The organism is Flavobacterium fryxellicola (genome assembly GCF_900143245.1).
GTDB lineage: Bacteria > Bacteroidota > Bacteroidia > Flavobacteriales > Flavobacteriaceae > Flavobacterium > Flavobacterium fryxellicola.
In genome coordinates, this window is record NZ_FRDK01000017.1 from 1 (window position 1) to 14,267 (window position 14,267).

Here is a 14,267-nt window from a genome sequence, read left to right on the forward strand (position 1 = left end):
CTCTTCTTGTTCTTGACATAATTCTGCTAATTTAAGGTTTTTAATCCTATCTTAATTTAAAGCAAAAAATTGTACGTTTTTTGGGGAGCAGCATATTCTTTCCCACGAAAAGCATTTGATATGTTATAATTATTTTGCCGATTTTAAAAAACATTTTGAACTCAATCAGTTCTCGTGGTAAATTGATATTTATAATAAATTTGGAATATATTACTTTTAAAAACTAGGCCTGTACTAAAAATAATAAAATGTAACATTAAAATAATTTATAGACTCCGTCAAGAAGGATTTAATGGGTTTCTCAAGATTAGCTGGTAAAATTACAAAAGTTTTCTAAAAACCACATTTTAGGCAATATTTCTACAAAAGCTGATTTTTTAAAATAATTTAGTCAAACAAATTGTATTGCGTAGCTGGTTTTAATTCATGCAATTTAATCGTCCTTTTACCATATTTCCAAGAATCTCTGGTGGTGTTCCTCTTAATGTTTCACCAGATATTTCACCAAAATAGTTTATAAAACTTTCTTTTTTAGTGACGGTAAATAACTCGTCACTACTGTGCACAATCTCTGTTCTAACTTTTTTAATGTAGCAATACCAGGCGCCAATTAAACACAAGTTGTAAAGCTATTATCTTTTAGTTGAAATTGAAGATAGAACTTAGGAATATTTTCACTAGAATTACGTTCGATAAAAGAAAATATGTTGATGCGATAGAGAGTTTTATCAGCGGTAAACCTAATATCTCTATTAATTCGGCTTGTATATTTTTTTGGTTCTTCGATTACAATAGTATCTACTTTTTTAATTTTTTCTTGTAATTCACCCATAAACAAGCTGTAGTTTTCTTTTACAGCTTCCCGTTGTTTATTTTTCATTAAACTAAGGTTTGTTATTGTTGGTTCCAATTTGTTTTAAAAAAGCAAGTATTTCGATACTAATTGTTGGTTTAAATGATTTTCATCCATTTTTAATTTGAGGTTCTGAGTCTTGTGTACTTTGAATCAAGAACTTTTCTTGCAATTATTAAAAATCTAAGATAATGCCTAGAGATGGAATAACGGTTCCTTCTGCAGCATCGATACCTAGCAAACTTCTAGGGTTAATAATTTGTCCATTTTGGTCTCTGTTTAAACCGAATTCTATTGGCTGAGGAATTATTTGTCCTAATGCATTTTGAACATCTAAAAACAAATTAAAGGCAAACTTTTTAAAATTCCATTTTTTATCTATTCGTAGATCCAATTGGTTGAAGGCATTTAATTTTTGTTCTCCCAAATTAGTAAAATCTAAAACTACCTGAGGATAATTTTCTAATGTTTCGGCTTCGTTCACTTTTGCGAATGGTGTTTTTCCTCCATATCTGTAACGCATTCCTGCTTCCCAATTGCGTTTGAATTTATATCCAGCAGTGACAGAAACAAGATTTCTGCTGTCCCAAACCGATGGTCTGTATTGATTGTCTAATCCAGTAAATTCACTTTTAAATAAAGTATAGGCAAAAATTCCAAAGAAGTTTTTAGTTAATTTTTGTTGGTATAAAAACTCTAAACCATACGATCTGCCAAGTCCGTTTGTAATTACATCTTCGTTACCCAAAACCTCAAAATCACCACCTTTATTGGCTAATGAAACTCCATCATCTATTGAAACAGCATAATTTTTATAATCTTTAAAAAATCCTTCAATAGTAATTTGAGTTGTTGGATTTAAAATTTTACTCAAACCAATAACATAATGTATGTTACTTGTGTAGTCGGCATCTTTGTTGGCAAAATTGCCCAAGTTGTCTTTATAGCCTAAAATAGTATAGGGTTGAATTTTAAAATATTTACCTACAGCTGCATTTAATTTCCAATCTTTTTCTGCGGTTAATGCATACGAAAGTGCTAATCTTGGCGAAAAAGTTCGTAACAATTGATTTTTTTGAGTGGTGAAACTATTAGCATCGACTCTAAAACCAAACGAAACATCTAAATTATCATTCAAAATTGTAGTACTTGATTGCGCAAAAAATCCAGACTTAACAAAATTAATGTCTGTACTGTAATTCTCATTATTAATAATGTTTTGCGTATCGTTTGTATACAGCGCGTTTTCTACATTAAAACCAGCTACAATTTTCCAGTCACCTATATTTTTAGTTACTTCATTTCTAAATTTTACTTCGGTTTCACGAGAATTATTAGAAAAAAATAAACCTTGCTCATTTTCATTATCAGTAAATCGTTGGAAATTATTATTTAAAATATTGGTGCTTATGGAGTTGATCATAAATCCTGACTCGTCTTTAAAACGTCTTCTCCAACTCAAACCACTCGTTGTACTCCATTGTTTTATAACTGGAACTTGGTCTAACGTAATTTGTTGTTGGATATCAAAATCATCTGGTGCTTTAACCGAAAAGTCATCAATTGCACCAACTCCCAAGAAGTTAATTTCGTTGTAAGCATCTAATTTAGAATTTATTTTATATTGATAATCCCAAAAATCAGGACGAATAGGTAAACCAATCAATGTAAATAAAAATTGCAAATAGCTGCGACGAACTGACAATAAATACGTCGTGTTACTAGTTTCATTTTTTCCTTTAAATAAAGGTCCTTCGGCGGTAATTGCCGCTTCACTGGCTCCTATCCGCAAATTACCCTGAAATTTTTTATTATTACCGTTTCTCTGGTTGAATTGCAATACGCCCGAAAGTGGATTATTGTATTTGCTTTCAAATGCAGAACTCGAAAGCGTAACACCTTCAATAAAAGAAACATTAAGTAATCCAACAGGACCGCCTGCGCTTCCTTGTGTACTAAAATGATTAATGTTTGGAATTTCGATCGCATCAAGATAATACACGTTTTCATTGGGCGCGCCACCCCGAATAATAATGTCGTTTCGAAAACCGCCAACAGAACCTGAAACTCCAGGTAATGTTTGCACCACTTTGGCAATATCATTATTTCCGCCTGGATAGCTTGCAATTTCTACTGGTGACAAACTCTGAATGGAAAGAGGCGATTCTTTTTTGCGTTTAAACGGATTTGACACTATTTTTACTTCATCTAGTAAATTAGAAACGGCTTTCAGATTAAAAATTATGTCACTGTTTCCTGCTGATTTTATAATAACATTAAATTTGGTTTCGGTTTCATAACCAATAGCACTTGCACTAATATTATAGGTTTTTGGGGCGATGTTCTCCAACTTAAAAAAGCCATTCTCATCGGATAATTCTTCGAGGGATAATTCATTAATTGTGATTGTTGCCCCCGAAATCGATTTTCCGTTATCATCTAAAACTTTACCTAGAATTTCAGTATAGTTTTGAGCTTGCATAAAAGAAGTGAAAAGTAATGTCGCAATTAGTATTATTTTCATAAGAATATGTAATTTATAATGTGTGTTTAACGAATTAGCAACTTGTTTTAATAAGTAAATTGAACTTAAAACAAAATTTATTTAAAATTTTGAAAGGCAAAAAAAGGTATTTATTGTGCTATTCAAATTACTGTTTTAAAGTAATTTTTAACTCTTGTTTAGTTTATCCTTATAGTCAAACTTGAAACCTAAAATTAGAATATTACTAATTTCATTTCATCCTCCCCAAGTAAATAAATACTGTTATAATCTATCACTGCTCCGTCTAGAGCCACTTTCATGCGATTAAATGTTAAAACTTTTCCTCTATATTTTATGTCAACATCTAGAATGCAGCTTATTAAATCTTCAAATAAATCACCTGACCAACGAATAGTTTCTAATGCTGTCCGGTCAATTATAGTTCCTAACCGTTCATCAATTTCTTTTAGAAATGGTATTTCTTTAGTCATAGGTCACTTATGATTTAACAAATAGTTTTTATACCCCTGGAATCTTTTTATTTTCTGCAGCTAAAGTTGCAACTTGTAAAATTCTTTTTTGCCGCGTTTGTTCAGTTTTGGCTAATTTGATGTAACGTAAAATAAAACGTTTGTTTGAAGACGAAAATGCCTCAAAATAGTGACTTGCCAATTTATGTTCCTTCAAAGCATGATGTAAATCTTCCGGGATTACTAAATTATCAACATCATCCATAAAATTCCATAGTCCACTTTCTTTTGATGCAATAACTGAATTTATACCCGATTGATGCAGCAATCCTTCTTGTTGCAATTTGGCAAATCTTACTTTATAGGTTTGTGCCCAATGTTCTACTTTTCTTGGCGAAATGAGTTGCATTGTTTTCTTATCGTCTAATTTTCTTCTTATACCATCAATCCATCCAAAACAAAGTAATTGATCTAAAACCTCCTGAATGGATACGTATTTTTCTATGGTTTCTTTTTTATAAGTAACCAACCAAATACTTTCTTTTTGTGCATGATTTTTTAATAACCATTCACGGAGTTCTGCAGAAGAAGTAACTTCGATTTGATCAAAATTTTCGGTTTTAGTCATTTGTTTTATATTATTTTTTAATTAACTCACTTATTCCAAAACCACTCCTTTTAAACTATTCAAGCGTATCGTGCTTTGTATTATTTTTAGTTTAATATCATTTATAGCAATTTTAGCATATAATAAAGCCGTTTGGGTGTCTCGCAAATCAAGATTTGTTGCTTGACCATTGTAATAACGATCTTGAGTGCGGTTGAAGGTTTCTTGGAAAGTAGCAAGATTTGTAGTTTCCCGCACCAATTGTTTTTCTAATATATTCAAGCTATTTAATTCTTGATAAGCTGCGGTTACGATCTGTTCTTCAGTGTCATTTACAGTAAGTTCTTGTTTTTCTAAATTTATTTTTGCGTTAAATACGTCTTTTCGATTTTTGCCACCGTTAAATACATTCAATCGCAGTGATCCTCCTAGTACAAAGCCCAGATTTTGGATTTCGGCTAATTGTTGAATGTCGTTTCTTTGATTGAAATACCCGTAATTGGCAAAAAGTTTCATGTTTGGGAGGTACTCCGATCGCGCCAATCCTATTTGATTATTTGCAAGAACAAGACCTTGTTTTGCGAGTTGAATTGCTGGATTGTTACTTTTTACTTGCTCTATAACGTTTGTTGCTTCCATGTTTTTTGATAACGTATAATTTACATTTATTCGATAAGATGCAGCAGATTCAATACTAGTAGTGCGATTCAACTCTATTGTTAAATTGCTTTTTACTAAACTAATATCGTCTAAAGAAGAAGTTTCTTGATCTGCATCTTTTTCACTCGAAATTCTAAAATGGTATACTATCTTATTAGCATACTTACTTTGTGCTTTAATACGTTCACTATCGATAAATGTATCGTTGTAAATTTTTAAATCTAAAGCTGTTTTCATTGGTTTAACGACCAACCACGTTTTGGCATTCGTAAAAACTATTGTATATACAAAAGCATTGTAAACATTGGGTTGCCACTTTTTTAATGTAGTAATTAAGGTGTCAAACAGTAAAACAAGCTCGTCAGGTTTGTCCACAAACAAATTACCAATATCTTTTTTTATGCAAATATAACATTGATTGCTAGATGTAAAGATTCTATCACAGTTTTCGCAAGTCCACATATTTAATTATTCGATTGACTGCTCTAAAAATTCAAGAAATGGCAAAACCTCTTTGTATGCTTTGACTAATTCATCGTTTAAACTGTCTAATAGTATTTCTTTATCAGTGAAAGTTTTCTTTACGATATATTGTTTCAATTTTAATAACTCTAGATTAGGGCTATCTGCATCAAAACCTTGTGGTGGTCTGCTTAAAGTTTCACCTGAAATTGTTCCAAAATAGTTTATAAAACTCTCTTTTTTAATAATGGTAAATAGCTCATCACTACTATGCATAATCTCAGTTCGAACTTTTTTTAATGTCGCACTATCTGGCGACCATAAACCACAAGCTATAAAACTATTGTTTCCTGGTTGAATTTGAAGGTAGAATTTAGGGCTGTTTTCGCTTGAACCACGCTCGATTAAAGAAAATATGTTGTTGCGGTACGGACTTTTGTCAACCGAAAATCGTATATCTCTATTAATTCGGCTCATATATTTTTTTGGTTCTTTGAATACGATAGCATCTATTTCCTTAATTTTTTCTTGTAATTCGCCCATAAACAAGCTGTAGTTTTCTTTTACAGCTTCCCACTGTTTCTTGTTTTCATCAAACCAAGGTTTGTTGTTATTATTTTCAATTTGCTTTAAAAAAGCTAGTGTTTCTGTACTAATTGTTGTTTGATTGTTCATATTTTTTTTATAAAAAGATTAATGGGTTCCGCTGACATCTACAATTTCTCCTTTTTTGATTTTTGCAAAAAATACAAGTGGTAAAACTGCTAGACAAATAATTCCAATTAATAAAAATCCTTCGGCATAACTTATTATTGCGGCTTGAGTTGAAACCGCTCCTTCCATTGCGCCTGCCGCCATTTGCTGTGCTTCTTGTAATGATTTACCTTGGCTTTGAAAGGCGCGTACTAAACCATAAAACCGCTCGTTAGATTCTGGATTATACATTGAAATGTTTCCAATTAAATCGGCGCGATGTACAGCAAAACGTCTTGTAACATAAGTATTTGTAATGGCTATACCAATTGCGCCACCCAATAATCGGAGCATATTTGATAAACCTGAAGCTTGGGCTAAATTATCGCCTTTTAAACCGGAAAGCATTAAGCCGGCAACAGGAACAAAAATAAATCCGAAACCAAATCCTCTTATCATTTGTGGCCAAAACCAATCCCATTCGCCTGATGTTGGTGTTGCTAGAAAATAGGTTATGAATTCATAGCCAATAACTGCTGTGAAACCAATGATAACAAGTGTTTTTGGACTAACACCTTTCTGCAAAAGCGTTGCATTTACGCCCATTAAAATGCCGGTTAGAAAAGAACTTGGTAAAATTAATAATCCGGTTCTTGTTGCATTCCAACCCAAAAAAGCTTGTACAAATACTGGATATAAGAATACTGAAACATAAATTGCCATTCCAAATGCAAGACTTAACGCCGCACCAACAAGAACATTTCTGTTTTTTAAAACTCGCAAATCAACTACTGGATTTTTAACTTTTAGTTCTCGAATTATAAACGCTGCAATACCTAAAACAGCAATTATTGAGCTAATTAAAATAAAATTACTATTAAACCAATCTTTACGTTCGCCTTCTTCTAAAACCAATTGTAAGCTACCAATTCCTAATATTAAAAACAGAATTCCGAGATAATCTACCTTTCCGACAACGGGAAGTTTTGTTCCCTTTATGTATTTCCAAGACAGAAATGTTGCGATAATTCCAATGGGAATATTGACATAAAAAATCCAACCCCAAGAAAAATTATCAACTAAATAACCGCCTATAACTGGACCTAATGTTGGACCCATTACGATTCCAGCTCCAAATATTCCGTTGGCTTTATCAATTTCTTCGGGAGGAAATGTTTCTACTAATATTGTTTGTGCAGTTGCTAATAAAGCACCGCCGCCAATACCTTGAACAAATCGCCAAAAAATAAGCATTTCGATAGAATGAGAAGCGCCACACAAAAAAGATGCAATTGTAAAAAGAACAACCGAGGCTGTGAAATATACTTTTCTACCGAAAATATTACTTAAAAATCCTGTTAACGGAATTATTATAATATTTGAAATGGCATAAGCAGAAATTACGTAAGCGGTTTCTTCGATTGTGGCACCAAGATTTCCGGCAATTTCTCGTGTGGCAACATTTACGATAGAAGTATCAATTAACTCCATAATGGCACAAGTAATAACGGTAATGGTGATAAGCCATTTTCTTGCGCCAACTTCGTAAGTCGGTTTTTGTAATGCTGTGGTTTCCATAAATAACTTTTTTATTTTGTTTTGACAGCAACTGTAACGCTCATTCCTGCACGCAAAGGAAAATCATTGTTACTTTTTTCGGTGAATACAATTTTAACCGGAATTCGTTGTGTTACTTTTACAAAATTTCCTGTTGCATTGTCAGCAGGTAAAAGAGAAAACTTTGAACCTGTCGCTTGCGAAAAGGATTGCACTTTTCCTGAAAATTCTTTGTCATCGTAAGCATCAATTTCAATAGTTACGTCTTGACCAACTTTCATTTCGGCTACTTGAGTTTCTTTGAAATTGGCAACCACCCAAATTTTATTATTATTTGTTATTGCCATTAAAGGCTGACCAATGGAAACTACTTGACCTTTTTGTGCTACTTTTTTAGAAACAATTCCGTCACAAGGTGCAGTAATCATGCAGTACGACAATTGTAATTTGGCAGCTTCTAAATTATTTTCGGCTTGTTTGATTGCCAATTCAGCGATACTTATGCCATTATCTGAACTTGTTACCGCCGATTGCGAAGTTGCAACTTGATATTTAGATGCTTGTGCTTGTCCTAAAGCAATTTTTAGTTGTGCTTCTGTAGCTTCTTTTTCTGCTTTGACACCATCAAATTGCTGCTGGGTTACTGAATTTTGTTCTAATAAATTTTTGAATCGGATGTAATTTTTTGTTATAACATCTACACGAACTCTTGCTGCTTCAACACCTGCGTTTGCTGATGATGTAGCTGCTTGAACAGAAGAAACACTTGATGCTGCTGTATTTTTATTACTTTTTGATAATGTAACGTTTTGTTTTGCAAGTGCTAAGGCAACTTCTGCTTGTTGCACCGCGATTTTGTAATTGGCATTGTCTAATTGAATTAGTATATCGCCTTCTTTCACCGCTTGATTGTCTTCGACTAAAACACTAATAATCGTGCTGTTGATTTTAGGAATTACAGGACTTATGTTGGTTTCTAATTGTGCATTATCTGTTTTTTGTTTTCCACCGCACCCTATAGCGAATGTTGCGATAAAAAGTAGCACTAATGTTTTTATATTTTTCATTTTGATTTTTTTTTAGTTGGTTGATTTTAATAATTTTTTAAAGGCTAATTCAGCATTTGCTTTTGCTGTTGTTAGGTTTAATTGTGCTTGCAATAACAACGTATTTGCAGTTAGAAATTCGGTAGCTGTGGTTGTATTTGTCTTGAATTTATTTTGTTCTACCCTGAAATTTTCGGTTGCTTGATCTACATATTTCGTAGCTAATGCAATTTTTTCTTTCGATTGGATAAAGTCGTTATAATCTTTATTAACTTCCATTGAAATGCCTTCTGAGGCTTGTTCTGTGGCACTTTTTAATTTTGCTAAACCAAATTTGCTTTCTTTTACTTTGTTTTTGGTGCTGTATAAATCGGTTAAATTCCACGTTAAAAATGCGCCAACATTCCAAGTTCCCGTAAATTCCGGTTGATTGGGAAATACTCTTTGTTCAGGTTGGTTGTAATTAAGGCTTGCTCCTAAACTTAAAAGAGGCAAATAATTACTTTTGGCAAGCTTTTCATTTGCTTTGGCTTGCTTTTCCCTAACCTGAATTAATTTTAATTCTGCGCGATTGTTTATTGCTTTTTGAATATAAGTCTCAACTGAAACCGCATCATTTTCAAATTGATTGATAGTTTCGTTAATTATTATTTTGGTTGATGTATCTAAACCTGTTAGCACACGTAAATTGTAACGTAAGGAGTTTTGATCGGCAACGATCTCGGATAAATTTGATTGTAAATTGGTTATTGCAAGTTCAACTTTTAATAAATCATTCGACAATAAAACGCCTTGTTTCACCAAATTTTCAGCATCTTTTTTTTGATTTGTAAGTAAAACGATGTTGGCTTCAATAATTTTTTCGGATTGGTTTAATGAAAATAGCGAATACCAAAGTGATGTTATAGAATAGCTCAGCTCTAATTTGTTTTTTGCCATTTCAAAATTGATTGCTTCTTGATCCAATTTTAAAATTTTGTTCAAATTATTTACTTTTCCGCCTGAATATAGTAGTTGACGAACTTGTAACGAATTGAAGGACTGATTAAGAATTTGAGGATTCAACACCACATTGCCTTCTGGAAGTGCAACTTGAAAAGGTGTAATGTTATCGCTAATGCGAAGGTAACTGAGATTGGCGCTGACTTGCGGTAACAAACTATTTTTACTTTGAATCAATTTAGAGTTTGCAATTTTTAAGCTTAAGCTATCTTGCTGCAATTGCTTACTATGAGCAACTGCTAAATTAATCGCTTCTTCTAAACTTAGCTTTTTTTCGGTTTGTGCATGCAACGAATTTGTTGCAATACATAGAATAAATGCTACTAATAAGAAGGATTTACTAATAGGTTTTTCGTGAGTCATTTAGTTTTGTTTATCGTTTATTAAAAATTATTAGACAAATATAATACATTTTATGACTTACGTTCATTTTTTATAAAAAATTTTTTATTTTTTATTTTTGGATTCCTTGAAACATCATTTGTATAAAGGTATCTAATATTTCTTCTTCTGATATATTCATTTTTTCTTTCATTATCGGACCTCTAACTTTCATTAATTGTAAAATACCTACTGTTGAACCCCAAAGGCAAAGTGTAAAAATGGCTACGTTAATATTTTCTTGAACTTGGTCTGCTTCCTTAGCCTTTTGAATAATGTTTATTACCAAATCATTTATTGCTAAGCTTGATTCGTACATTTCTTCGGTTTCAGTAACCTGATGATTGGCTTCATACAATGATACTAAATCATAATAAAGTGGGTGTTTTTTATAAAAATTGTAGTTTATTTTTACAATTGACTTTAACTTTTCTATATCAAGTTGATTATTTACCGCAATTTTTTTGAATTCTTCTAGCAATAACTCTCTTGCCTTAATAGTTAGAATACTTAAAATTTCTTCTTTACTTTTAAAATATAAATAGAGTGTACCTTTGGCTAAATTTGTTTCTTGAGCTATTAAATCAAGGTTAAGTCCGTGTAATCCGTTTTTTACCATAATGGATTCGGCTGCAGCAAGAATTACATTTCTACGGTTTTCTTTCTCAATTTTTTTGCGTTCTTGCGTACTCATTAGTAGATATTTTTGGCAAAGTTAAACAAAGAATGATAAACACACTCTACTTTAATTTTAGATTACCATTTTAACGCTAGGTAAATTATTTTGATGTTTTTGTAGAGAGGGGAATTGTTCTGTTTTACTTACTTTAACGGTTGGATTTATTATAAAAAATTTGTGCTTGCTTTAGTTTTAAGGTTAATTATTACTAACAGTCGTTGGCGGAATCAATTTGTACTTTACAGCAGTTCCAATTCTTGAAAGTACTGTTGAACTTATTAAGCCACCAATTAAGACTAATGCAAGTGGAGAAATTTGAGGATTTGGATTTAAGGCTAAAGGAATTAATCCACCAATGGCAGTTAACGAAGTTAAAACCACTCGTAAAAATCGTATCTCGCTCCCTTTTTCGATAGCTTCCTCTTGCGGCATTCCTTCTAATCGCAACTGATCGGTAAAGAAAATTGCAATAAGTTTGACGATACAAATATATAGTTTTCAAAACCCCTGACTAATTTCTCTACCATTTCAGTAAATGTCGAGGATTCATTGTTAGTTAACATATACTTCGATAGCGTTTCGAGATTCAGTAACCATGTTCTTGTAACTTAATTTGTTTATTTCAAATAATGATAATCGGAGTCGTTTTAATTTCCAGTTCAGCTATTATCTTCCTACGTTAACCATTAAATATAAGAATAGCATACGCTATTCATTCATTCACTTCTTGTCAAAACCATCCTTTGCACATTTGCAAAAGAATAACTTTTAACACCTTGAATTTCTTTAAGTTCCTTTCCAGATGTGACTTCAATAATAAGCTGTTTATTGACGAGTTCAGTGCTAGATGTTAAGTAAATATCATCTACTTTAAACAGGCTGTACATTTTGTTATTCACAACATATTCTACTATTTTTGAACCATCTCCTTCGTCTAAAATATACCGTCCTTCCTTTATATTGTCTATAACGAGTTTATAATCTTTTACCATCGGAGTTGTCTTTGAAAGATATTCTGTTTTCCAAATGTAAGTTCCTGAAGTATCTGTTTTGGCGGCAGTAAATTTCACTTTTACGCTATCACGTTTAATTCCTTGGCTATAGATATGCATAATTCCCTCCCAAACACCCAAGCATTTTTCGGGAAATATAGAATCTTTGGCTGTTGCAACTTTAATTTCAAGATTTATTTTTGTGTCAATTTTAATGGCGTCAATTTCACCAGCTACGCATGGTAAAAAGCACAGAAATAAAAGGATAATTAGTAAATTCTTCATAATGTGTATATTTCTTTAAATCCAGTAAATAAATTTGAAAATTGGTCTTCATCAACATAAATTTGTTACAGCAATTCTTTCCTATTTGAACCAACAAATTCATCAAAAGTTTTAGGCTCGTTTCCAGTAATTACTTTTACCCACTCTGTAGTCTTTGGCGTAGTTTGAAATCTGGGAAAGTAATGCAACATAATCATTACCAAAATCAACATCGTAGGCATCTTTTCTTTTCGTTTGGTAAAATAAAATTGCAGTATGTTGGGCGATACAAATGTAATGGTTTTGCCAATTCCGTTGCTTATTTTTTCTGCCATTTCAGTAAATGTCAAAGTTTCGTTGTTAGTTAATTCATAACTTTTATTGATATGATTTTGCGGTTCGATTAGCACTTTTACTGCAACAGCACCAATATCAGTGACGTCAATTACAGTAAATTTGGCATCACCAGCGGGCAAATATATGCTATGATTATTTATCAAATCATAGTGTAAGGTTGTTGTAAAATTCTGCATAAAGTAAGCAGGTCGTAAAAAGGTGTATGGAATTTTACTCTCAACTATTAATTTTTCAATTTTATGATGCGGTATGATTTTGCTTTTTTCAACTCCTTGAACCGAAAGAAATACGATGTGTTTTATTGAAGATTGTTTTGCCGCTTTTATTAGTGGAGCAAAATATTTATTCACATCCGAAATTTGCGGTGGTCGGAGTAAAAACAATATATCAATGTTCTGAAAGGCATAATTGAAAGTTGCACTATTTGTAAAATCAAATGAAATTATATTCGCTTTAAAATTTGCTAATCTTTCATTACCCGATTTTGTGTCTCGCACGCCAGCAAATATTTCAACTGGATAATTGAGTTTTTTTAAAGCCGCTATTACTTCAATCCCCACATTTCCCGTTGCACCAGTAATTAAAATATTTGTCATGATTGTAATATTTGCTGTTCGCGTATAATAATTTTTTTTTCGTGATTTCACTAAAAGTGTTGAGCTTCATTCCAGTAAAAAAAGCGATGTTTTGTATAAGATTTAATTTTTGGAAATATAAATAGTAATCGTTTTACCTTTTTGTTTGTGAACCTAAAATAAATTTCTCTATTCACACCGTTCGCATTTATGTCAAAAGTTAATGTAAGAAATAATTTTTTTATTATTTGAATTTCTTTCCAATTATTTTTAAACTTCACTAAAATTGGCCTTTTAACGATCAAAATCTTTTAGTACTTGCACTTGAAAATTTTATAAAATCTTCTTAAGCTATATTAAATCGGCATACGCAAATGATCGAACAAAAATTAACAACGTAAATACTTCTCCGTATTTTAAGACAGATATTCTAAAAACAACATTTTTTTACAAAAATAGAGATAGCTGTACAGTATTGATGTTATTAACGTGCTTGTCTCAAATTTTCACCTCGAAAGTGCAGATAAATTTATTTCTATGATGCAAATTTTGAATCTTTAATCCGATTAGCAGTTGCTATTCAAATTAAATAATCTTTATCATTATTAAGAATAAATAAAAATAGTTTGTTTAGAATTGTTCTTAATAGTATATTTGTCCAAAATCTAATTAAAATCAAAATGATCAAATATTTTTCAATTATTGCGGCAGCATTAATTAGTTTAAACTCTTTCGCTCAAACTGGAACAATAAAAGGAACTATCAAAACTTCGGACGGTTCTCCTGCAGAACTTGTAACAGTAGCACTTAAAGGAACTACTAAAGGAACCACCGCCAACAGCAAAGGTGCGTATGAATTAAGAAAAGTAAGTCCGGGCAACTACACGATTATTGCCTTACTTGTGGGGTTGGAAACTAGAGAGATAAATGTTGAAGTAAAAGCAAATGAAACCACCATCGCACCTGTGATTATTTTAAATCAAAATTCGCAGCAATTGAAAGAGGTAGTTGTGAGTAGTAACGGAATCAAGTTCACAACAAAGAAAAGTGATTATGTTGCACGAATGCCTCTAGAAAATATAGAAAATCCGCAGGTTTATAATGTAATTACTTCTGATTTGTTAGAGATTCAAGGAACCGTAGATTATAAAACAGCATTAACAAATGCGGCAGGAGTGTGAGTT

General features: G+C 31.9%; 14 protein-coding genes. 1 reads left to right on the top strand and 13 read right to left on the bottom strand.

Annotated elements, in window-relative coordinates:
- Positions 1–610 precede the first annotated feature (610 nt).
- From BUA03_RS15645 to BUA03_RS15705, 13 genes are all read right to left on the bottom strand, one after another.
- A complete protein-coding gene (locus BUA03_RS15645; protein ID WP_066082144.1) occupies positions 611–880 on the bottom strand; it encodes a DUF2461 family protein in 270 nt (89 codons plus the stop codon).
- Between the two features lie 148 nt (positions 881–1,028).
- Positions 1,029–3,377 (bottom strand): TonB-dependent receptor, encoded by a 2,349-nt coding sequence (locus BUA03_RS15650; protein ID WP_066082146.1) that lies wholly within the window; start codon positions 3,375–3,377, stop codon positions 1,029–1,031.
- A 194-nt stretch (positions 3,378–3,571) separates the two neighbouring features.
- Positions 3,572–3,829, bottom strand: coding sequence for a hypothetical protein (locus BUA03_RS15655; RefSeq protein WP_066082148.1), 258 nt, complete (start codon positions 3,827–3,829; stop codon positions 3,572–3,574).
- 28 nt (positions 3,830–3,857) lie between these two features.
- Positions 3,858–4,436: a YdeI/OmpD-associated family protein gene (locus tag BUA03_RS15660; protein ID WP_066082150.1), complete on the bottom strand. Its 579-nt coding sequence runs from the start codon at positions 4,434–4,436 to the stop codon at positions 3,858–3,860.
- Between the two features lie 30 nt (positions 4,437–4,466).
- Complete coding sequence (locus BUA03_RS15665; protein WP_245792693.1) at positions 4,467–5,450, bottom strand: TolC family protein; 984 nt, start codon at positions 5,448–5,450, stop codon at positions 4,467–4,469.
- A gap of 93 nt (positions 5,451–5,543) precedes the next feature.
- Entirely contained in the window at positions 5,544–6,212 is a 669-nt protein-coding gene (locus BUA03_RS15670; RefSeq protein ID WP_066082155.1) for a DUF2461 domain-containing protein, read from the bottom strand.
- Between the two features lie 18 nt (positions 6,213–6,230).
- Positions 6,231–7,808, bottom strand: a complete 1,578-nt coding sequence (locus BUA03_RS15675; protein WP_066082157.1) for a DHA2 family efflux MFS transporter permease subunit — start codon at positions 7,806–7,808, stop codon at positions 6,231–6,233.
- An 11-nt stretch (positions 7,809–7,819) separates the two neighbouring features.
- Positions 7,820–8,854 carry an HlyD family secretion protein gene (locus BUA03_RS15680; RefSeq protein WP_066082159.1) on the bottom strand — a complete coding sequence of 345 codons (1,035 nt, stop codon included), beginning with the start codon at positions 8,852–8,854 and terminating at the stop codon, positions 7,820–7,822.
- A gap of 12 nt (positions 8,855–8,866) precedes the next feature.
- Entirely contained in the window at positions 8,867–10,198 is a 1,332-nt protein-coding gene (locus BUA03_RS15685) for a TolC family protein (RefSeq protein WP_066082161.1), read from the bottom strand.
- Between the two features lie 91 nt (positions 10,199–10,289).
- Positions 10,290–10,910 carry a TetR/AcrR family transcriptional regulator gene (locus BUA03_RS15690; protein ID WP_066082163.1) on the bottom strand — a complete coding sequence of 207 codons (621 nt, stop codon included), beginning with the start codon at positions 10,908–10,910 and terminating at the stop codon, positions 10,290–10,292.
- Positions 10,911–11,093: 183 nt separating this feature from the next.
- On the bottom strand, positions 11,094–11,384 hold the full coding sequence (locus BUA03_RS15695) for an efflux RND transporter permease subunit (RefSeq protein WP_317041120.1): 291 nt from the start codon (positions 11,382–11,384) through the stop codon (positions 11,094–11,096).
- Positions 11,385–11,611: 227 nt separating this feature from the next.
- Positions 11,612–12,172, bottom strand: a complete 561-nt coding sequence (locus tag BUA03_RS15700) for a hypothetical protein (RefSeq protein ID WP_066082167.1) — start codon at positions 12,170–12,172, stop codon at positions 11,612–11,614.
- A gap of 65 nt (positions 12,173–12,237) precedes the next feature.
- Complete coding sequence (locus BUA03_RS15705) at positions 12,238–13,104, bottom strand: NmrA family NAD(P)-binding protein (protein ID WP_066082200.1); 867 nt, start codon at positions 13,102–13,104, stop codon at positions 12,238–12,240.
- Positions 13,105–13,763: 659 nt separating this feature from the next.
- Here BUA03_RS15705 and BUA03_RS15715 point away from each other — a divergent pair.
- The gene (locus BUA03_RS15715) at positions 13,764–14,264 is read left to right on the top strand and encodes a carboxypeptidase-like regulatory domain-containing protein (protein ID WP_066082171.1); all 501 of its coding nucleotides are present in this window, start codon (positions 13,764–13,766) and stop codon (positions 14,262–14,264) included.
- Positions 14,265–14,267 lie beyond the last annotated feature (3 nt).